21 protein-coding genes are annotated in these 18,888 nt (G+C 52.6%); 7 read left to right on the top strand and 14 right to left on the bottom strand.

All coding sequences use genetic code 11. From position 1 onward, the window contains the following. The first annotated feature begins 107 nt into the window (after positions 1–107). A complete protein-coding gene (locus tag UNDYM_RS20205; protein WP_162042661.1) occupies positions 108–563 on the top strand; it encodes an SRPBCC family protein in 456 nt (151 codons plus the stop codon). Between the two features lie 73 nt (positions 564–636). Continuing rightward, on the top strand, positions 637–1,326 hold the full coding sequence (locus tag UNDYM_RS20200) for a hypothetical protein (RefSeq protein WP_162042660.1): 690 nt from the start codon (positions 637–639) through the stop codon (positions 1,324–1,326). A gap of 93 nt (positions 1,327–1,419) precedes the next feature. Here UNDYM_RS20200 and UNDYM_RS20195 read toward each other — a convergent pair whose 3' ends face one another. Together UNDYM_RS20195 and UNDYM_RS20190 are read right to left on the bottom strand one after the other, a co-directional pair. Continuing rightward, positions 1,420–2,409 carry an alpha/beta fold hydrolase gene (locus UNDYM_RS20195; protein ID WP_232063553.1) on the bottom strand — a complete coding sequence of 330 codons (990 nt, stop codon included), beginning with the start codon at positions 2,407–2,409 and terminating at the stop codon, positions 1,420–1,422. A 110-nt stretch (positions 2,410–2,519) separates the two neighbouring features. Then, positions 2,520–3,743, bottom strand: coding sequence for a C39 family peptidase (locus tag UNDYM_RS20190; RefSeq protein ID WP_197740930.1), 1,224 nt, complete (start codon positions 3,741–3,743; stop codon positions 2,520–2,522). A 309-nt stretch (positions 3,744–4,052) separates the two neighbouring features. Here UNDYM_RS20190 and UNDYM_RS20185 point away from each other — a divergent pair, with 309 nt between their 5' ends. Continuing rightward, positions 4,053–6,719: a tetratricopeptide repeat protein gene (locus tag UNDYM_RS20185; RefSeq protein ID WP_162042659.1), complete on the top strand. Its 2,667-nt coding sequence runs from the start codon at positions 4,053–4,055 to the stop codon at positions 6,717–6,719. Positions 6,720–6,740: 21 nt separating this feature from the next. On the opposite strand, the gene UNDYM_RS20180 is transcribed toward UNDYM_RS20185, so the two are convergent. The 10 genes from UNDYM_RS20180 to UNDYM_RS20135 form a co-directional block, all read right to left on the bottom strand. Continuing rightward, on the bottom strand, positions 6,741–7,838 hold the full coding sequence (locus tag UNDYM_RS20180) for a class I SAM-dependent methyltransferase (RefSeq protein ID WP_162042658.1): 1,098 nt from the start codon (positions 7,836–7,838) through the stop codon (positions 6,741–6,743). Between the two features lie 27 nt (positions 7,839–7,865). Next, positions 7,866–8,345 (bottom strand): N-acetyltransferase, encoded by a 480-nt coding sequence (locus UNDYM_RS20175; protein WP_162042657.1) that lies wholly within the window; start codon positions 8,343–8,345, stop codon positions 7,866–7,868. A 10-nt stretch (positions 8,346–8,355) separates the two neighbouring features. Then, the gene (locus UNDYM_RS20170) at positions 8,356–9,315 is read right to left on the bottom strand and encodes a hypothetical protein (protein WP_162042656.1); all 960 of its coding nucleotides are present in this window, start codon (positions 9,313–9,315) and stop codon (positions 8,356–8,358) included. Between the two features lie 11 nt (positions 9,316–9,326). Next, positions 9,327–10,097 (bottom strand): class I SAM-dependent methyltransferase, encoded by a 771-nt coding sequence (locus tag UNDYM_RS20165; RefSeq protein ID WP_162042655.1) that lies wholly within the window; start codon positions 10,095–10,097, stop codon positions 9,327–9,329. Positions 10,098–10,165: 68 nt separating this feature from the next. Next, entirely contained in the window at positions 10,166–11,158 is a 993-nt protein-coding gene (locus tag UNDYM_RS20160) for a hypothetical protein (protein ID WP_197740929.1), read from the bottom strand. A 43-nt stretch (positions 11,159–11,201) separates the two neighbouring features. Further along, complete coding sequence (locus UNDYM_RS20155) at positions 11,202–11,957, bottom strand: WbqC family protein (RefSeq protein ID WP_197740928.1); 756 nt, start codon at positions 11,955–11,957, stop codon at positions 11,202–11,204. Continuing rightward, positions 11,957–13,078 (bottom strand): DegT/DnrJ/EryC1/StrS aminotransferase family protein, encoded by a 1,122-nt coding sequence (locus UNDYM_RS20150; RefSeq protein ID WP_162042654.1) that lies wholly within the window; start codon positions 13,076–13,078, stop codon positions 11,957–11,959. Before UNDYM_RS20150 ends, UNDYM_RS20155 begins: the two co-directional genes overlap by 1 nt. A 188-nt stretch (positions 13,079–13,266) precedes the next feature. Continuing rightward, a complete protein-coding gene (locus UNDYM_RS20145; RefSeq protein ID WP_162042653.1) occupies positions 13,267–13,638 on the bottom strand; it encodes a hypothetical protein in 372 nt (123 codons plus the stop codon). Positions 13,639–13,800: 162 nt separating this feature from the next. After that, positions 13,801–14,217 (bottom strand): hypothetical protein, encoded by a 417-nt coding sequence (locus UNDYM_RS20140; protein WP_162042652.1) that lies wholly within the window; start codon positions 14,215–14,217, stop codon positions 13,801–13,803. A 192-nt stretch (positions 14,218–14,409) separates the two neighbouring features. Beyond that, on the bottom strand, positions 14,410–14,871 hold the full coding sequence (locus tag UNDYM_RS20135) for a cupin domain-containing protein (protein ID WP_162042651.1): 462 nt from the start codon (positions 14,869–14,871) through the stop codon (positions 14,410–14,412). Between the two features lie 282 nt (positions 14,872–15,153). Between UNDYM_RS20135 and UNDYM_RS20130 the strand changes: the two genes are divergently transcribed. The 3 genes from UNDYM_RS20130 to UNDYM_RS20120 all read left to right on the top strand — a co-directional run bounded on the left by UNDYM_RS20130 (position 15,154) and on the right by UNDYM_RS20120 (position 17,057). Then, positions 15,154–15,549: a YXWGXW repeat-containing protein gene (locus tag UNDYM_RS20130; protein WP_174244959.1), complete on the top strand. Its 396-nt coding sequence runs from the start codon at positions 15,154–15,156 to the stop codon at positions 15,547–15,549. Positions 15,550–15,650: 101 nt separating this feature from the next. Further along, positions 15,651–16,361, top strand: a complete 711-nt coding sequence (locus UNDYM_RS20125) for a hypothetical protein (RefSeq protein WP_162042649.1) — start codon at positions 15,651–15,653, stop codon at positions 16,359–16,361. 96 nt (positions 16,362–16,457) lie between these two features. After that, positions 16,458–17,057, top strand: a complete 600-nt coding sequence (locus UNDYM_RS20120; RefSeq protein ID WP_162042648.1) for a phosphatase PAP2 family protein — start codon at positions 16,458–16,460, stop codon at positions 17,055–17,057. An 11-nt stretch (positions 17,058–17,068) separates the two neighbouring features. On the opposite strand, the gene UNDYM_RS20115 is transcribed toward UNDYM_RS20120, so the two are convergent. Next, entirely contained in the window at positions 17,069–17,323 is a 255-nt protein-coding gene (locus tag UNDYM_RS20115; RefSeq protein ID WP_162042647.1) for a hypothetical protein, read from the bottom strand. Positions 17,324–17,700: 377 nt separating this feature from the next. Between UNDYM_RS20115 and UNDYM_RS20110 the strand changes: the two genes are divergently transcribed. Further along, positions 17,701–18,120 carry a hypothetical protein gene (locus UNDYM_RS20110; RefSeq protein ID WP_162042646.1) on the top strand — a complete coding sequence of 140 codons (420 nt, stop codon included), beginning with the start codon at positions 17,701–17,703 and terminating at the stop codon, positions 18,118–18,120. Positions 18,121–18,436: 316 nt separating this feature from the next. Here UNDYM_RS20110 and UNDYM_RS20105 read toward each other — a convergent pair whose 3' ends face one another. Further along, positions 18,437–18,880 carry a hotdog fold domain-containing protein gene (locus UNDYM_RS20105; RefSeq protein WP_162042645.1) on the bottom strand — a complete coding sequence of 148 codons (444 nt, stop codon included), beginning with the start codon at positions 18,878–18,880 and terminating at the stop codon, positions 18,437–18,439. Positions 18,881–18,888: the final 8 nt, after the last annotated feature.

Here is an 18,888-nt window from a genome sequence, read left to right as displayed (position 1 = left end):
CATCCGGGGAATCAGGATTATCTTTTACAGCCAAACCAGGTTCGTGCTGCTACCAAAGTGCGCGATATTTAAAACGGCTTCCTTCGTTCACCAAACAGGAGATTGCATTGCAACTACTCACTGAACAGACTATATCCATCGCCAGATCCGCCGAGGCCGCGTATCAATACGCGACCAATCTTGAGCATTTTGCCGAGTGGTTTCCCGGGGTTTTGTCTATCGAGTCAGCCAATACACTTGAGCATGGGCAGCGTGGCAAGGAGTATCTGGAAACAATCGTAGTTCCGCTCAAGGGTAAGAGAAAAATAAAAATCTGCGTCAGGGAAGCTGAATTGGGTAGAGTGTTTATGACAGAGGGTGAGTTCCTGCCTTTGATGCCAAGAATGGAGATACTCTTTGAGGCGACGGGTGCTGATTCCTGTAGCGTCACGTGGCGCATGTATAGCCGCAATGACAGCTTTTGGTTCAAGGCCACGCTCCTGCATGTATTCAGGAGCGTCTTACACAAAAGGGCGGCTATTGGTATAAAACGTCTGCAGAAAAATCTCGAAAAGCAGCCGTGACTCCCGGGTTTCCTTTCGTATCCACGTAATGCGAAAGCAAGTACACTAACGCCTACTTTTAAGGGAGCATAAGATGGGTGTTGAATACCGGCATTTTTTGGTCGTCAATGACAAGAGCTGGCTACCAGCGGCGGATACCCTGGCACGTGTCGATGCGGTCTTGCATAAATGGTCGCTGATCGATAAACCGGCCACGGTGTTTGATTTATCGACGATGAAAGAATCGTCAGAAAAAACCATTCCCGGTGCCATGCCGGGTGCAGGCAAGGCGCTCGTCTATGATGAGACCAGCGGCAAGCCTGTAGTAGATATCGCCGGGCGGTGTTACTACGATACCGTAGGGGACGAGGATCATTACATTTCACAAATCATTGTTGTCGCTGGCAATGATATCCGCATCCAGCAGTCTGATGAATACTGTTACTTTGAGCAGATTTCACCTGCGCCTGACCAGGCCTGTCCTGGTTTTGTGTATGACCTGGATGCAATTCCCTGGCCAGTTTCAAAAGCCTTTGATGCCTATCTGGTTCATGGGGAATATGCCGGTGTACCTGAGATGAATATTCATGTCAGTAAAAATTTCCCGGAATTGTATGACTGGACTGACTATGCAGGCTATTGGCGCGGTGCCGTGATGCTGGATTTTGGTAAAAGCTTGCCGGGCTTTTGCGAAAAACTACGCCAGTTGCCCGCACGTGATTTTATCAATGAACTGGCCAGCGCATTTCGCGGGGCAATTGCCGAGATAGGTGTCGTTTATTAAGCTGGATAGACACCTGCTCTTGAATCAGCGAAGCTCAGATGTCTTGCCATGCATTGATACAGTTGATGAGTGCACCAGCCTCTCAAGTCAGCTTTACTTCCCGGTCGCCACCGCAGGCAAGGTGCTGATGATGGTCTGCTGAAATTTTTCTGCTTCGTCTTTATGGATTTGATGCCCGGAATGTTCAAATAAAAACAGGGCTTTCTTTGGTGCCTTCAATTGCGCGAAATAGTCTTTGGTAATCTGGGCAGATGTTTGTATGTCGTTTTTACCCACGAAAAAATACACCGGGCAATCGACTTCTTTCAAGGTCTTTGGCAAATCCATATTCATGACGGCGTTCCACACCGGCGACCAGGTTTTTGACCATTGCAGAAAACCATTCTTGAATTCAGCGCTGGTTGCAAACTCTTTGCCTTCTTTGTACAGCAGCCATTTTCTCAGGTAGAGCAGGTCTTCATCGATTTTAAATGGGATGTTGACGCTGGCCAGCTCGGCGCTGGCGATTGCATTGTCCTTGAAATGCTGCTTCAGGGCAGCCAGTAATTCTTTTTCACTGGCGAGCTGGCTGATGACGGGATTGGAAGCAAAATAGGCATGCAGTAATTCAGGGTGGTTTTTGACGATGTAAAAACCCAGGACATTGCCCCAGGAGCTGCCGAGCAAATATATTTTTTCCTGCTTTAATTCTTTTCTGATGAATTGTATGACTTCATAGGTATCCTTCTCCATAAGCTCGACTGAGGGCTGTATGGGTGAGGGATTGAGTTTCAAGGTCTTACCGGCATCTCTCTGGTCCCATTGGACTATCGTAAATCTCTCTTTCAAGATAGTCGTGAAAGCAGCCGCATTGTTGATCATCGAGCTTCCGGGGCCGCCCGATAAAAATAGCAGGACGGGCTTGCTGGCATCATCAGTTTTAATCTCGACCAACTGTTTTATTCCACCTATTTCCGGGGTCAAGGTTTTGTCGATTTTTATTGAAGTGGTTTGAGGATTGGCCTGGTTCATGTCTTGCGCTGTGCATACAGAAAATGGGATCAGGGCGGTAAATAGTAAGACCAGCAGGTTTTTATTTATCATCGGTGAGCAGTCAGGTTGATTGATTATGCTTTGGAGTCGTAGCGGGGAACATCGTTCCCGCATCATGCTAATTGATTCATGCATACAGCTTGTGGTTTCAGGATTATCCTTCAACGCGCCGATGCAGGCACAGCGCGAAAAGCTGCAGTCTGGTTGGACATGATTTTTACCGGGGGCAGCACATAGGTGGAGTCGGTGGCGGTGAAGCTGAAGGTTTGCGTGGCAGCGGCAGCATTGGCGTTGAAGGATGAATTCGGGATGGCTGCCAGCGAATTGTATTGATACACATTGTATTTCACCCCAACGCTGAGGCCATATACGGTTGCGGTCAGGGTCAGTGGGGCTGCCATGGGCGGAGTATTGGCGCCATTGCTCATTGCCGGGTTTTCGTAATTCAGGTCGGTTGCCAGACGCACCGGCACGGTTTCTCTGTTTATATCGATGACACCGGTAATGGCAACGGCTGAATTGATGTTGTTGCTGTTGCTATGCAGGGCCAGCGAGTATGGCGGCGCAGCCTGGGCGTTGGCCTGGGTGCGTGTCATCTGGAATTTGTCGAAACTATACTGGAACAGATAAGCTGCGGCTACTGGTGGGGCAGTGAATTGATTGGGGTAATTGGCATTATTGGTGCCGCTGTTATCGCTGAACTGCAAAATATCGTCGGCGTAATAAGTCTGGTTCAATCCCGGTACCAGGGGATGGCTGGAGGCGATGCCATTTACCGGCACGATATGGTCGTAGCTGGAAAAACCCGCCGCAGGGTTACCGCCAGGCTGGTACTGGTTCACATAGATACCCATGATGACTGGATAACCCGCCAGCACATAGCCCTTGATCCAGGCCAGGTACTGGCTGGTCGTGGTGGCGTTTGACAGCCCGTTCCACTCAACGGCATTCAGGTGCATGTTGGCTGCTGCGGTCAGGTCATTGACCGAGACGAGCAACTGGCTGTTGACATCGTTTTGACTCAAACCCGGTGTCGCGGCAGCGCGTGCGGTGTATTGTGATACATACTGGCCGTAATACAAACCGGCGCTGATGAAGGCGGTTTCGCCGCAATAGCCGTAGTTGGCATTCCACTGGTGACGTGGAGGAATCGCCAGTGACATCGCGTAACTGCCACCCGTGGGTGGTGGCGGTGAATCTGCCGGAACCGGCCCTGGCAAGATGACGGGTACCAGGCTGGTGCTGACCTGGGTTTGATTGCCAGTGGCGGGCGCAGTGCTGGCATTGCCGCTACCACCCGAGCCGCCACCACATCCTCCCAATGTCGCTGCCAAAATCGTTGCCAACAGGCTCAATGCGCGTGCACTGGCTATTTTCTTATTCATGGTGTCTCCGTATTGTGTGTGAACTTGTGGTTCACTTTTTTCGCCGGGTTTGCTGGCACTCGCAAGCAATTGTGCGGTAGCAATTATGCAATGATTTGGCTGCCGGGGGAGAAATACTTCGATGTACTGGGGATGTGACTGGAGTAACTCAGGCTGTTTCACGCAGCGGGCCTCAGAATTAAGCTTTAGATTCAAGCTTTAGATTCAGGCTTAGCGATGTTATCCTGCGTTAATATTTGTGTTTTGCCGCTGAGACTGTCTCATCGCCTGAGATAATGCGGCAAACGGTACTGAGCAAAGGATATCTGGATGTTTTCCTGGTTTAAAAAGCGCCTGGGTACAGGCAATGAGGCTGAAGTTCAGCCTGTTATTGAGCCTGCACAGGCTGTGGCTGATGCTCCGGTTCAAAGCCCGGCGAAGCTGGCGCCTGTCGCAGTACAGTTGTCAGCAGTGGGTAGCTTGCTGGAGCAGGCTAATCATTTGTTCGCCGCTGGCAAACTCGATGAGGCAGAGGATTACTGCCAGCAGGCGCTTGTGCTTGACCCGCAAGATGCGCAGGTGCACAACAAGCTGGGCGATATTGCCTATGAGCGTGGGCATCTGGCGGTGGCAGAAGCGGCTTATCGCCGTGCCCTGGAAATTGCGCCCGGCTTTGGTGATGCGGCGATTAATCTGGGGCTGGCCCTTGATGGGCAAGGCCGCAGTGCAGAGGCTGAAGCCACTTACCAGCAATTGATCGCGCGTGAACCCGGTAATGCGGTGGCGCAATTTAACCTGGCTGCCAATCTGACGGTGCAAAACCGTCTGCCAGAGGCAGAGGCCAGTTATCGCCAGGCGATACAGATCAACCCGGCTTTTTCTTTTGCGCATTTCAACCTGGGGACTTTATTGCAGGGGCAGAACAGGCTGGATGAGGCTGAGTCATGCTTCCGGCGCGTGCTGGAGATCAATCCCGACTCTGTGAATACCTATGCCAATCTGGGTGGCATACTGCTGACGCAGGCGCGCTATGCCGAGGCTGAGGCATTGCTGAAACAAGCCAGCACGGCAGCCCCGGTATCACCCCAATTATTGTGGATGTTGAGCAATGCCTTGCTGGCCCAGGCCAAAGGTGCAGAAGCTGAAACCTGGCTGTGGCGCTTGCTGGAAGTACAGCCCACCCATGCAGAAGCACGCGCCATCCTGCTCGAAACGCTGAGTGCACAAGATCGACTGGTACAGGCCGATAGCCACTACCAGCGCCTGATCGCCAGCGTGACGGAGGATGCCAACTGGCATTTCCAGCTAGCAGAAAAACAGACGCAGCTAAGGCATATGGCAGAAGCGGTTAGCTGCTACCAGGCCGCGATCAAAATCAAGCCTGATTTTGTCGAGGCGCATTTTAATCTCGGCGGCATACAGATAGGGCAGGGGCTGACGGCCAGCGCCGAGCGCAGTTTCAGGGCCGTGCTTGCGATCAACCCGCAACATGCGTATGCACATATCAATCTCGCCCTGTTGCTGATGGGGCAGCACAAGCCTGAAGAGGCAGAAGCGAGCTGCCGCAGCGCGATTGAACATGCGCCGCAGACCGGTGATTTTTATTGCATACTGGCGTCCATCCTCAAATCCCAGGGCAAGATGGCAGATGCAGAGCAGGCACTTAAACAGGCTCTGGAGGTTGACCCTGGCCTGATCGACCAGCGCCTGGAACTGGCCAGCTGGAAATTATTCAACATGGTTGAAAATCAGGCGACTGATCCGCAAGCCCTGTTTGCTGAACATTGCCGCATAGGTGATATCTATGAAGCCGGCCTGCGCGACGCCTGGCCCAGACATCAAAACCAGCGTGACCCGCAAAAGCAACTGAGGGTAGGTTTTGTCTCGGCAGATTTATGCAATCACGCCGTCGCATCTTTCATAGAACCTGTGCTTGAGCACCTGACGAATGCCAGTGATATTGCGGTATTCATTTACTATAACAATAGCGTGGATGACGAGATCACTTACCGCATCCGTTCCCGCTTCAGGCACTGGCGCAAGGTGGCCGGGTTGTCTGACGCTGACCTGGTTACCCAAATCACGCAGGATGGCGTTGATATCCTCATCGATCTTTCCAGCCACACCAGCATGCACAGGTTGCAGGCCTTTGCGTACAAGCCAGCGCCAGTGCAGGTGAGCTGGATGGGTTACCCAGGCACTACCGGCTTTCGCTCTGTCGATTACTTCCTGTCTGACCGTTTTATCCTGCCACCCGGGCAGTTCGAGTCGCAGTTTGTCGAGAAGATAGTTCGTCTGCCTGCCAATGCGCCGTTCAAATCGACGGTGAACCCGCCAGATTTAGTGGCCTTGCCCGCGCTGCCGAAAGGCCATGTCACCTTTGGCAGTTTTAACCGTGTTGGCAAGATCAATGCAGAAGTCGTCGCGATCTGGGCCAGGGTCTTGCAGTCTGTACCCAACTCACGCATGTTGCTGGGTTCCATGCCTGCCGACGGTGAGCACCCGGCTATCCTTGGCTGGTTTGCTGATGCGGGTATCAGTGCAGACCGCCTGACGTTTGAGCCGCATTGTGACTTGCGCAAATACCTGATGCTGCATCAGCAGGTGGATATCTGCCTCGATACTTTCCCGTATTCAGGCGGCACCACCACCATGTATGCAGTCTGGATGGGCGTGCCCACCGTGACCCTGCATGGCCAGACCATACCCAGCCGCACCAGTACATCCATCATGGGGCATCTGGGCCTGGATAATTACATCGCTGGTGATGCTGATGAGTTCGTGCGCAAGGCAGTGGCTGCGGCCACTGATCTGGACAGCCTGGCCAACCTGCGCATGAGCATGCGTACACGCATACAGCAATCCGTACCGGGCCGCCCCGAACTGATCGCCCGCGGCTTGCAACGCGCCTTGCGCATCATGTGGCAAAACTGGTGCCAGGGTTTGCCTGCACAGTCGTTTGAGGTGCTTGAAAAGGATTTGAACCACGCGCAGTAATACATTGCGCGTCGCTGGTGTTCATGGGTGCTGGACTTTTTTCTGGATGAACAGTGCGCCACCCATGAAAAACGCCGTAGCTATTTCTGCCTGATAGTTGGCAAGATAAGCATCAGCAGCACGGCGTGGACCATCGCCAAAAGGCCATGAGTAATCATCAATGACTATCCAGCCACCAGGTGCCACCAGCGGGCACCAGGCCGCCACGTCGGCCCTGGCGCTGTCTTCGCTGTGGTTGCCATCGATGTGCAGCAAGGCGATCTGGCCGCTGTAGCTCGTGTTGCCAAACATGGTGTTATTGACACTGTCGTGGCTGGCATAATAGCTGGCACCGTCAAGTGATGGCATGCGCAGGTAATTGAGCCTGCCCTGGCTATAAGGCAGCAGGTTGACCAGGAACACGCCAAAGGCTTCTTCTGCGCTGAAATGGGTGAAGGCTGCTTCAACCAGGCTGTCTGCACCTTCTGAGACGATGCCGGTTTCTGACCACGGGTCTATGCACAGCACATTGCCCAGACCAAAGCTTTGCGCCAGATGGCCGAGGATGAAGGCTGACTTACCCCACCAGCTACCAATTTCAACCACATCACCCGCCGGGCAACTGCGGGCAATTTCATACAGGGCGCGCAGTTTTTCATGGTCGCACATGCCGGGAATATCCTGCACATGCCGGTACAGGGCGGCCATGCTTAGCAAGGGCAGGTCAGGCTTGATGCTTGTCTGCGCAGCCACGGCTATCGGTTGCTCAAGTACAGCTCTCGCCCATTGTGTCGCAACGCGAAAAGCATCCAGCTCGGTATTGGCGGGTGTGGTATTCAATAAACTGACTGCGGGGGCCAGGGTAGGCAGCAAACGGTTCAAGTAATCCCAGACTACCGCATGCGGCGTATAGATGCTGGTGATGCCTTGCTCTTGTATCGCGCTTGATAAAGCCTGATCAAAATCTGCATGATTGACAAAGGGCAGGTGCAGCCAGTCGCTGTCACCATAGGCCTGACGTGCCGGGTCCAGTGCCAGGGAAGAGGCACCGATCAGCCTGTCAGTATCGTTTTTGCGTGACTGCATGAAGGCGACAGCCTGCGGCATGCCGGCAGGGAAAATCAGTATGGTTTTATTCATGATGGACAGGGGATAGTAGGGCAGGTTTCATGAAAAAATATGGCGCATCACGATATTGTCTGCTGTATTCATATTAGCTTCTGCATGCTGCACAAAGCCGATTTTTTCATACAGCGCAATGGCGGTGGGATTGTTGACGTTGACTTCAAGTTCCACCTGCAGGCAGCCACGGGCTTGTGCAAATTGCAGCGCCTGCTTCAACAAGGCCAGGGCGATACCCTGTTGCTGCCAGGTGGGCATTACACTGACATTGGTGATGAAGGCGCGGCCATGCTGGCTGTCGTTGCTACCATCATTACAATACATGGCGACCAGACCCGCCAGCTCATGAGAGGCGCTGGTGCTGGCTTCAAAACGCTGTGCAAGCTTGGTGATTTTGCTGGCATAGTCGTCTATATTCAGGCGGCTACTCAAAGTCGGTACAAAGGCGGTATCACATTGCCGCAGATGTGTTGCAATCGCCTGCTGGCTGGCCTGGTTGTGCGAAAACTGGATGGCGGGATTCATTTGGTGAGGCTTAAGTTTCCAGCACGGCTGCACCAAAGCCATAACGCCCGAATTCACTGCCGTTATACAGCAGGTAGGTACGGCCATCACAGTTAAAGGCATGCGGGTAGCACTGCATGTCGGCATCCCATTCTCCGGGTGTGCCTTCCAGCCTGGCTTGCTGGTCATCCCTGGTCCAGTTCAGTAAATCATCTGACCAGGCATGGCCTATGCGGTAGCCGCGCTCAGGATTGGTCCTGAAGTCATAGGCGTGACGGTAGCAAAAAAACATATGGTAACGGCCATCAATTTCTACCACCGTCGGCAGGGCCTGACATTCATGCTCGCCTATCTGGTCAGCAATGATCTGGCGCGCTTCTTCTTTTTGCCAGTGTATGCCATCTGCAGATGTCGCATGGCCTATCTTGTAGATGCGGTCTGGTGCTGCATCAGCAGCAAACTGTGTCCAGCCTGTGCCAAAGATATACCACATGTGAAAAGTATTACCGATAACTTTGACAAAACCATCACCCACCAGGCAGGGTTCATGCAGCGATGCTGATAATACCGGGCCTGGCCCCATGCGCTGGAAAGTCAGACCATCATCATCGCTGGTTGCGAGACCAACCGCCGTTTCCACAGACACTGATACACGCCTGCTCCAGCCGCAGGTATAGCCATAGATGCGGTCCTCGTGGCGCAGCACATTCATGGGGAAAATACCATGCTCATCAAAACTACCCAAGTCCCCCAGCGGTATCACGGTTTGCTGTGATACCCGCAAGGTGGTTTTTAATTCCTTATCCATATCGACAAAGGCAATATGGCTCAGGTATTTGCCGGTTTTTTGTTCGAGTGCGCGGGTAGAAAAATAAATGCGGATGAAATCATCAAACACCAGCGCCTGTGGTGACTGGGCAAATGCCACGCAGTCATTCGGCAACTGGTGCTGGGTAGGGTCAAATATCTTGCCCAGTTTTTTCCATCTCATAGTGCCGCTCTTCATTCAGCGCCAGCCGTGGTTTTTTTGCGCACGACGGAATACACGTCTGCGCACATGTCGGGATATTCATTACCAAGGCTGAACAGACCTTCGAGTTGTGGCTCACCAAGTATGCCGGAATCGATCATTTTATCCATCTGGAAATCGGCCAGGTATTTGAAGAAAATACCGCCTTGCGCGACGATCTCAAAACCGGCAGTTTCCAGCTCACGATTCAGGGTGACGCGGTCATACACGCGGCGGTGGCCACCACGCAAATCATTCGGTGTCAGTTCATACAGGCTGTCGAGCAGGCCCATGTGCCTGGCCAGCTGGCGCGACAAGGCACGCGCATTCGGTACCGCAACAAACAGCAGGCCATCTTTGCTGAGTGACTTGTGCACCATCTTCAATACTTCCTGCACATCTAATAAATGCTCAAGCACATGGGAAGCGATGACGGCATCATATTGATGGGGCGCTTCATAATGCTCAAACAGTGAGCAAAAATAATTCGCGTTCGGCAGATTGCGTGACTTGGTTCTGTTCAAGAACTCTTGTGAAGCATCGACGATATCCAGCGTATCCACCAGCGGGCTCAACAGCTCGGACATATAGCCGATTTCGCAACCCAGCTCCAGCGCCTTGCCGCGCTTCATGAATTGTTTGAAGACACGGATCTCCAGTTCACGCATCAGCCTTTGCTGGCTGGAGTCGTCCGAGGTAATGTAGTTGGCGGCATAGGCTTCCAGCAAGCCTTTTTCTTTGTCGAGCAGAGGATTCACTGTCATCTTATTCATCTCATTTATTAAGTTGCCCTTGCTGAAATCAAGCAGCAAGACGCAGGGATTTTATCAGTTCAGTTTTCCAGCCTGGCCAGGCCAAAACCATGCCTGCCCATCTGGTTACCCAGGTAGAGCAGATAAACTGCGCCATCAACGGCAAATACATGGGGGAAGGATACCATTTCTGAATCCCAGCCTTCTTCAGAAATCTCCAGCCCCGCCTTGTCATCATCGCGTACCCAGTTGAACAAATCATCAGAACTGGCATAGCCCATGCGGTAACCGCCTTCCTTGCCATGGTAATTGGTGCTGGCACGGTAGCTAAAGAGCATGTGGTATCTGCCACCATATTCAAATACATCGGGGCAGGCCTGGCATTCATTCTCGCCTATCCTGCATTCGACCAGGTTGCGTCCATGCTTGACCCAGTTGATGCCGTCATCCGAGGTCGCCATCCTGATCTGGTACACCGGCTCTGCGCGGCTGGGTGTTTGCAACCAGCGCTGCCCGGCACTATAGAACAGATACCAGCGGCCATTGATGTGGCGGATTCTTGGTACCGTCAAAAAAAATGGTTCATCCAGCGCACAGGGCAAGGCCGGGCCAGGGCCAAGCCGGGCAAAGCTATCGCCACCGTCATGGCTGATGGCGGCACCGATATTGATCGTAAATGGTACAGACTCGCAGCGCGAATAACCGACATAATAGGCCAGTACGTCTTCGTCCTTACGTATCACTGAAGTGAAGTAAGCCCCAAACTCATCAAAGCTACCGGGGCCACCCAGGGGCAGCAAAGGTGCTTCGCATACACTGATCAGCTGGCTGGGGTCATCCCGCCTGAAGTCGGCATAGGCCGACAGGCTGACATAATTGCCCTGGCTATCCACCGGCGGGCGGCAGGCAAAATACACCCTGATCCTGTCTTCAAAGATCAGGGTGCTGGGTGCTTGTGCAAAGGCCGATATCCATGGCCGGTCTTTGATGAGCGCCGGATCAAATATCTTGCCCAGTTTTTTCCATTTGAACATGGATGCTTCCTTCATGCTGTCACTCACGCTGTCATTCATGCTGTTATTCATGCTTCATAAGCGCATTTTACGCGAGGCAGGCTCAAATCAAGTCAAAACCCTGGTCCAGAGTGCTTTGTATGATTTCGGGCGGGTTGAACATCATCACATCAATGATCGATAACCAGGGTACAAAGTCTGCACCAGCCTGTGCATATTCAAACGGTTTCGAGCGTATGAATTTAAGCTCCAACCCATGCTGCCTGAACTCTTGTGGTTCGTACAAGTCCATACCGCCTATCGCATTGACATAGGTATGCGCACCAACAGCCTGGCACAGGGCCATGACTTTATGCTTGCCCTTGAGCTCATGGGCGATGGGGATGGTCGATGACACCCTGAACTCAGTCGCTATACCCAGATGCGCGCAAGTCTTGCGCAAGGCATGCTCCAGAAAACGGAACAGATTTTTGTCATCATGCAGCAATACCGCCTCCAGCAAAGGCAGGGTCTGTGCAAAATAAGGCGCACGGCGATAAGCGCCGCTGAGCTGCTGCAAGAGTTTGCGTGGGTTGAAGTCGGCGGCCAGTTCACGTTCAACAATATCCAGCATATCCGAATCACTTTTCAGCGGCAGCGAAAACATGCAGTCCTGGCCGTTTTGCAAAAAGCGGTTACGGTTGATCCAGCCTTTTTTGGTATATTTGATATTGTCATACACGATGAACAAATCCACCGCATTGATGAGCTGGAAGTAGCCTATGTAGGGGAAAAAATAAGGCTGCATGATGGCAACCCTGAGACCCAGCCCTGAGCCGATATCGGGGCCGGCATCTGCAACCGTTTGAGCCGCTTCCATTATTGACTGGCGATGTGCTCAACGATCATGCTGACCTGCGCATCGCTGAGCTCAGGATAAATCGGCAGGCATAGCACCTGCTGTGCCGCCACGCGGGCGACAGGCAGATTATCTTTTTGTGCCGATGGCAAGCCACGATACATGGGGAAGTCAGAAATCAGCGGGTAAAAATACCGCCGCACCATGATCTTTTGCGCCCGCAATGATTCATACAACGCATCGCGGCTGACAGGATAAGCCTCGTTGATCAGGATAGGGAAGTAGGCACAGTTCGCCACCTCATTGCCACCGCCCTGCACACAGCGCAGGCCTGGCACGTCCTTCAACAATTCACGGTAGAGCGCATCAATCTCGCGGCGTCGCGCCAGTGCCTGGTCTATATGCTTTAATTGCAGCAAGCCCAGCGCGGCATTGAATTCACTCATCTTGCCGTTAATGCCCGGTGCCGTGACCGTGGTTTCATCGACAAAACCAAAGTTCTTCAAATGATCTATATGGTTCTTGGTCTTGGCGTCAGGGCAGATAATCGCACCACCCTCAAAGGTATTGAATACCTTGGTCGCATGAAAACTCAATACCGACAGATCACCATGACGCATGATGCTCGCACCTCTGTCCTTGACCGCAAAAGCATGGGCAGCATCGTAGATGATTTTCAGATTGTAGCGGTCAGCAATTGACTGTATCGCCTCCACATCACAAGGGTGTCCATAGCAATGCACAGGCATGATGGCCGTGGTCTGCGGCGTGATGGCAGCCTCGATTTTTGTCGGGTCAAGATTCAGGGTATGCGGGTCTATATCTGCAAACACGGGCTTGATACCATTCCACAGCAGCGAATGCGCCGTTGCCACAAACGAATAAGGGGTAGTGATCACCTCGCCAGTAATGCGCAAGGCCTGCAGGGCCGTGACCAGCGCCAGCGTGCCATTGGTGAACAGCGCCAGGTGTTCAACACCCAGGTACTCGCACAGCGCAGCTTCCAGCTGTTGATGGAAAGGCCCGCCATTGGTCAGTATCTTGTTACCCCAAATTTGCTCCAGGTAAGGAATAAATTCCTCAAGCGGGGGCAAATGAGGTTGCGTGACGTAGATGGGCTTTTTGTCAGGTGAATTATCCATAAAGCCTTGGCAGTGGCAGGGGCATCATCGTAAGTGATGGCTTATTGTTGGTGTTTGTAGCTGTTGTATATTGTCTATTTGTAAGGATAGCACAAACGGTCTGGATTTTAAGGGGACGCACGCGTGCCTGCTACGTTGATGGGGCAAACTTCTCGTGAGAAAAATTATCCATTTATTATTAAAACACGCTAAGCCAAATAAGGGGCTGTTCGGGTACCGGGTTTTTTTGCCGAAAATTCAAAAACGGCATCAGCATGATCAAATGTGATACCTAATTTTTCGGTAAATACATCCGCAGCACTCTGAAAAGGCAGGCCCAGTTCCAGAAAGGCCAACTTAAAGGAACTTTGCAGCCTCGCATCCTGCCAATTTAATGAAGCGTCGTTCATGGTGACTTCGACAGAAAAACGGACAAACACCCACGTAACCAGCATTTCATAGAGCCTGCCCTCGTAAAAGTAGGCGTATACGTTGGATATTGCAGAGTCAAGGCGTGGGACGGCTGCCCTGTACAGATAAGAATTGCCGACGCGGTCTATCATCCACTGGTGTTTTGTCATGGTCTCCACATACATTCTGGCAAGTTCATATAAATGCGTGCTTGCCTTGATGTCAGACCTGATTCTTGCTGCATCCTGTTCTGTAATTGCTGCCTTTACATAATTCATGTTATTTCTCTTGTCGATAAATAGGCTGCCGCTGGCTGCAATCCAGGCTGAACATCAATTTTTTTCATCATACAGATGCCGCCGCAGATATTGTATGAACCCCGGTAGCAGAATGATGAACAGCAGTATGGATTCACCTATAAACGCATAGTGTAGTGACTTCTTGTCATTCCACGTGTAGCTGGCAATCACGAGTACGACAGCGACAATTGTAAAAACGGCGGCATACTTTATGAAAAATCCAGGTTGTCTGAACTTGCCCTTGCTGACCAGCACCAGACTGGCTATGAGACTGATGGCAGCAACTGGGAGTGAAAACAGGACGATAAGCAATCCCAGAAACCCGCTCCAGTCATCCGCCATGGCAAGGCTGGGCAGGCAACATGTCAGGCCAAATAACAAAAATACTGGCATTGACTTGCCTGGGGTAACTCTGGTTTCAGCATCGGATGAGCGCATGGTAGGTTTCATGTATAGCGAGTAGGGCAGGGATCAATAAAAATAGGTAAATACAGTAGTAGGGTGCGCGGCGCACACCGTTCAAGTTTCAATTTAAGCTGATCACGAATTGGGGTGTCAAAAAACGGTGGGCATAGCGCACCTTACGAATTGTGGCACGCTGCTGCCAACAAATTGCTGCCGCCAAATCACCGCTATCAAACATCAATCCACAAACACCGTATCCGTCTTGCCCTGAGGCGGGATCTTGATGGCGATGGCTTTGACGGGGCCGTTGCTGACGATGCTGCCACCGTGGGCTGTACCTTTGGGTATCACGATCAGGCTGCCGGGTTTGAAGTCTTTGCGCTCTTTGCCCAGCCACATGCTGCCGCTGCCTTCGATGATGTACTGGATTTCGTCAGTCTGCGGGTGTATGTGCTTGGCAATATTGCCGGATTGTATGCCGACCGTGGCATTGTCCGTGACCACCAGGGGGCGGGCATTGAGCTCAGGGTTGCCGGTCCTGGGCAAGTCATCATGCTTGATCGCCAGCAAGTCTGTGATGCTGGCAGTCAGGCCAGGCGCATCGGCATGGGCATCGCTGACCAGATGTTGCATCAGGGGTGAGGCAATCAGGCCTGCAAAAAATGCAGCGGCAATGGCGAAGTTTTTGTTGATGCGCATGTTGTCTCCAGGTAGATGATTTTGTGGGGCCGGGCAGTGTGGAATATAAAGTGTGCAATATAAAGTGTGCAATACAAAGCGCATGCGGGCAAGCGCTTTTCTTGCGCAGGGTTGTTTCATTTGCTTACCGGTGCTACGGCCTTGCAATCTGGCTGCTACAAATCATTACAAAACCCCGTCAACATGGTTTTTAAGATAGCCGTTAACTCTACACAAGGCAGCCTGGAGCATGCCTGGGCGCACGGTGCGTCACCAAGCGTCTATCAAACTGGAGTTATAAAAATGAAAGCAATCCCCCTTAGCCTGGCAGCCCTGGCCGCTGCCACCGCCATGACAGGCTGTGTCGTGGCACCACGCCCTTATTACCACCACGCGCAACCCGTGCCTGTGGTTCAGCCTGTGCCACAGCCCGTCTATGCCCAGCCTGCCTATGCACCTGGTGTGGTCGTGGTGGAGGCTGCCCCGCCCGCGCCATATGCTGAAGTCATCGGTGTCGCCCCCAGCCCCGGATATATCTGGATAGGCGGCGCCTGGTTCTGGGAAGGTGGCCGCCATGTCTGGCACCGTGGTTACTGGGCACCTCCCCGCGTTGGCCATTACTGGGTCGGGCATCATTGGGAGCAGGTAGGCCATTCCTGGCATTTCAGGGAAGGTTACTGGGCACCGCACCGCCGCTGATCTATTCTCGCCCGCCATGGTGCATGCGCTTGCGCCATGGCGGGCGGGCATGTTTTAATCCTGCTGATTTATTCATACTCAACAGACAGCAGACAGATTTCATGCCCAGCACCCACATCAACAGCCGCCGCCGGGCGCTGCTGTTTTGCCCCGCTTTACTCTTGTTGAATACTTCCCTTGCGCATGCTGCCCCCACCTATCAGAAAAGCCAGACAGATGGCTGGACACTGATGTTTGACCAGGGTTTGCAAACGGCAGATGCCGCATCCAGGTCTGCCTTCATCAAAGTATTGAATGAACAACTGGCCAGACTCAATAAGCTGCCCGCACAGGCTCAGACCGGTTTGCGCAAGGTCAGCATCTATGTCTCCAGTGGCACTTACCGCGCCTTTGGTGCGCAACACCATCCGTCTGCGCAATGGCTGCGGGAGCATGGCTATCCCGTTGAATTTGCAGGTAACATAGAAATCTGCAACTGGAAAGAATTCACCGCCCTGGTCAACAGCCAGCCCTATGCGCTGCTGCATGAAATGGCGCATGCCTACCATTTCCAGCATCCCGAGCTTGATGCCGCTATCCTGCGCGCCTACGACAATGCCAAAGCTGCCGGGCTGTACCGCAAGGTCACCCGCGACCACAGGCCTGAGCTGCAAGAGGCCTATGCCATCAGCAATCACCGTGAATATTTTGCAGAACTCAGTGAGGCGTATTTTGGAGAAAATGACTTTTTCCCATATCACCGTGCCGAGCTCAGGCAATATGATGCGCAGGGCTATGCGATGCTGGAAAGTGTGTGGAAGATTCTGGTATAAGACGTTTGTACGATGCACCCATTTGCAAGCAGCACGGCAAGCATGCGCGGCGCACCGCCTGCAAATCAATCCCCATACCTTGCACAGGACAAGTAGATGAATCCGATAGAAGTAGTGAACCGCAGCCTGTTTTTGCAACTGAACGCAGGCACCGGGACTGGTGCAGGCCTGATAGGTCTGGCCAGTTTTATAGCTGATGCCCTGATTTACCTGATCCCGCTGGCGCTGGTGGTTATCTGGTTATGGCAGCCACAACGCCGCCAACTGGCACTCAGGGCCTGCCTGGTTTGCTGCATTGCCCTGGCGACTGGTCAATTGCTGGCTATGTTCTGGCCGCATCCTCGTCCCTTCATGATAGGACTGGGGCATACCTGGATAGCACATGCTGCCGACCCCTCTTTCCCCAGCGACCACGGCATCGTCTTTGCCAGCATGGCTTGCAGCCTGCTGCTGACAGGTGAACTGCTGTGGGGCATGGCAACGGCTGTTGTGGGTATTGCGGTTGCCTGGTCAAGGATTTTTCTGGGCGTGCATTTTCCGCTGGATATGCTGGGTGCTCTTGTGGTGTCGCTGTTCGCTTTTTTGTTGCTGTTGCCCGCGTGGGCAAGATGGGGTAATCCGTTCATGCAGGCGGTGGAAAAACTTTACCGCTATCTGCTGGCCTGGCCCATTGCCAAAGGCTGGATCAGGGCGTAAGCCTGTCCTGTTCAGCGATTGAAATAGATCACGGCTGCCACTGCAACACCTATCCAGAACAAAAGACCAATAAAGATGGTCACATTGGTGCTCAGGACCAGGCCCTTGCTGTCGCGCCAATAATAGGATTTGCCAGCCGGTGTTTCACCCTTAAAACCTTCACCACGCATCATACCTAAAGTCAGGACTGGAACCAGCACGCGCCCCGTGCCATAGAGGATCACTTGAAACAGGATTTCGAAGAAGAATTCCAGTATGAAGTCCATGAGGAAGATCCAATAAAGGGGGGGGGCAAGTGTCAGTCCAAGATATTATCTTGTGCAGATGAGGTTTTATAAGCCAGTTTAGCAGAGTGCGTCTGGATGCCGGATACTGATACTTGCATCTGCTGCGATTGGTGTAGCTGTGTGGTTAATAATTCGCATCATGCGCGGCACAGATATTTCCCTGGGTTGCGTGACACCATGCAGCCTCGCAGCAAAATGAAAACTCTGCACCGGTGTCAGGGTGTAAAATTTTTTTACCGCCTTTTTGCCCCAAACCTGACATACCTCAATTTGCGTTATCATTTAGACTTTATATTAATGCAAATTAGCTCCTGCCATTGTCATTTCTTTTTCAGGCTCAGGCAACCATTTCCATCATGCGCGATCAAGTCAGGTTTACCACTTCATTATTCCAGCCACCTCTGGAGCAAAGCGAGAACGGCGCAGCGCTGGCCAACTGGCTATGCGCCAAACTGCCCGCCAGTTTTGAGGCTGCCTGCATGGAAGAAGACTGGGGCTACCTCATCGAATTTGCCAGCCCACGTTTAAGTGCCAGCAAGATCATCGTCGGCTGCTCCCATGTTGAAGAGCAACAGTGGAGCATCGCCATCATGCATGAACGCTCTTTCTTCGATAAAATCCTCAAGCGTCCTGTGCCTGTCGCTGAATTAAGAGAAATCATCGCCGCTATTGATGAGGTCGTTGCGGAGGAAGCGGCAATCTCGGAAATAGAATGGTTTGAAAACGATGAAAAGCTGCAAGAGCGTAATCATGGAGTGCGTGCTTTTGAGGGATGATAACAAGGCTGAGGTTCAGGGGCGGATTCAGGATGTTGTCGCCAGCAGTGCAAGGGTAGTCAGGCAAATGCCCGGTTCGTACCCTTCCATCAAACCAAACCCGACAAGTTTCGCCAAAGGATAATCGTAGGGCGCATTATAATGCGCCGCATGTGATCATCATCCACGGCACACTCAATTTTCCTTCGTCATTGACAAGCCATGCGGTGCATTGCAATGCGCCCTACATCACGGCGGTGATTTGCGTACACGGCATTGCACCGGATAGCAAGGTATGAGAAGCGGTGGGTAGGGTAAGCCAATTCCCCGCGCCTGCTTACTCCGCCAGCTTCACATTCATGGTAATACGTGCCGTGAACACCTTGACGCCGCCGCCATCAACCACATCCACGGTGACGATCTTGTCTCCTGCCGTGCTCCAGTCCAGGCCGCTGCCATCTGCCACTGCCGTGACATCGGTCTTGGCCTTGGCCAGGTATTCGACCGTCATGCCTTTTGGTATCCAGCGCGCACCTTTGGGGATGGTGACATCCGTCATCGTGCCTGCCACCAGCTCAGCCGCATTGCACAGGGCAATCGCATGGATGGTGCCCAGGTGATTGGTGATCTCGCGACGAAAAGGCACGCTGGCAGATGCATAGCCGGGGCGCAGTTCAGTCAGTGTGGGGTTGATGGTGCTGAAGTAAGGGGCCACCTGGCAAACCATTTTACTGAATTGCTCGGGGCCGCCGAGTTTGAACATCTCTAATGCCTGGCTCATTGCTTATC

It is taken from the genome of Undibacterium sp. YM2 (genome assembly GCF_009937975.1).
GTDB lineage: Bacteria > Pseudomonadota > Gammaproteobacteria > Burkholderiales > Burkholderiaceae_D > Undibacterium.
This window is presented reverse-complemented; position numbering and strand designations above follow the sequence as displayed.

Coding starts and splice junctions, on each gene's coding strand:
- UNDYM_RS20110 (WP_162042646.1), top strand. CDS start 17,701: ATGCGCGATCAAGTCAGGTTTACCACTTCATTATTCCAGCCACCTCTG.
- UNDYM_RS20120 (WP_162042648.1), top strand. CDS start 16,458: ATGAATCCGATAGAAGTAGTGAACCGCAGCCTGTTTTTGCAACTGAAC.
- UNDYM_RS20130 (WP_174244959.1), top strand. CDS start 15,154: ATGAAAGCAATCCCCCTTAGCCTGGCAGCCCTGGCCGCTGCCACCGCC.
- UNDYM_RS20165 (WP_162042655.1), bottom strand. CDS start 10,097: ATGACAGTGAATCCTCTGCTCGACAAAGAAAAAGGCTTGCTGGAAGCC.
- UNDYM_RS20180 (WP_162042658.1), bottom strand. CDS start 7,838: ATGAATAAAACCATACTGATTTTCCCTGCCGGCATGCCGCAGGCTGTC.
- UNDYM_RS20155 (WP_197740928.1), bottom strand. CDS start 11,957: ATGGAAGCGGCTCAAACGGTTGCAGATGCCGGCCCCGATATCGGCTCA.
- UNDYM_RS20140 (WP_162042652.1), bottom strand. CDS start 14,217: ATGAAACCTACCATGCGCTCATCCGATGCTGAAACCAGAGTTACCCCA.
- UNDYM_RS20195 (WP_232063553.1), bottom strand. CDS start 2,409: ATGATAAATAAAAACCTGCTGGTCTTACTATTTACCGCCCTGATCCCA.
- UNDYM_RS20105 (WP_162042645.1), bottom strand. CDS start 18,880: ATGAGCCAGGCATTAGAGATGTTCAAACTCGGCGGCCCCGAGCAATTC.
- UNDYM_RS20135 (WP_162042651.1), bottom strand. CDS start 14,871: ATGCGCATCAACAAAAACTTCGCCATTGCCGCTGCATTTTTTGCAGGC.
- UNDYM_RS20125 (WP_162042649.1), top strand. CDS start 15,651: ATGCCCAGCACCCACATCAACAGCCGCCGCCGGGCGCTGCTGTTTTGC.
- UNDYM_RS20160 (WP_197740929.1), bottom strand. CDS start 11,158: ATGAATGACAGCGTGAGTGACAGCATGAAGGAAGCATCCATGTTCAAA.
- UNDYM_RS20200 (WP_162042660.1), top strand. CDS start 637: ATGGGTGTTGAATACCGGCATTTTTTGGTCGTCAATGACAAGAGCTGG.
- UNDYM_RS20115 (WP_162042647.1), bottom strand. CDS start 17,323: ATGGACTTCATACTGGAATTCTTCTTCGAAATCCTGTTTCAAGTGATC.
- UNDYM_RS20150 (WP_162042654.1), bottom strand. CDS start 13,078: ATGGATAATTCACCTGACAAAAAGCCCATCTACGTCACGCAACCTCAT.
- UNDYM_RS20170 (WP_162042656.1), bottom strand. CDS start 9,315: ATGAGATGGAAAAAACTGGGCAAGATATTTGACCCTACCCAGCACCAG.
- UNDYM_RS20185 (WP_162042659.1), top strand. CDS start 4,053: ATGTTTTCCTGGTTTAAAAAGCGCCTGGGTACAGGCAATGAGGCTGAA.
- UNDYM_RS20175 (WP_162042657.1), bottom strand. CDS start 8,345: ATGAATCCCGCCATCCAGTTTTCGCACAACCAGGCCAGCCAGCAGGCG.
- UNDYM_RS20145 (WP_162042653.1), bottom strand. CDS start 13,638: ATGACAAAACACCAGTGGATGATAGACCGCGTCGGCAATTCTTATCTG.
- UNDYM_RS20190 (WP_197740930.1), bottom strand. CDS start 3,743: ATGAATAAGAAAATAGCCAGTGCACGCGCATTGAGCCTGTTGGCAACG.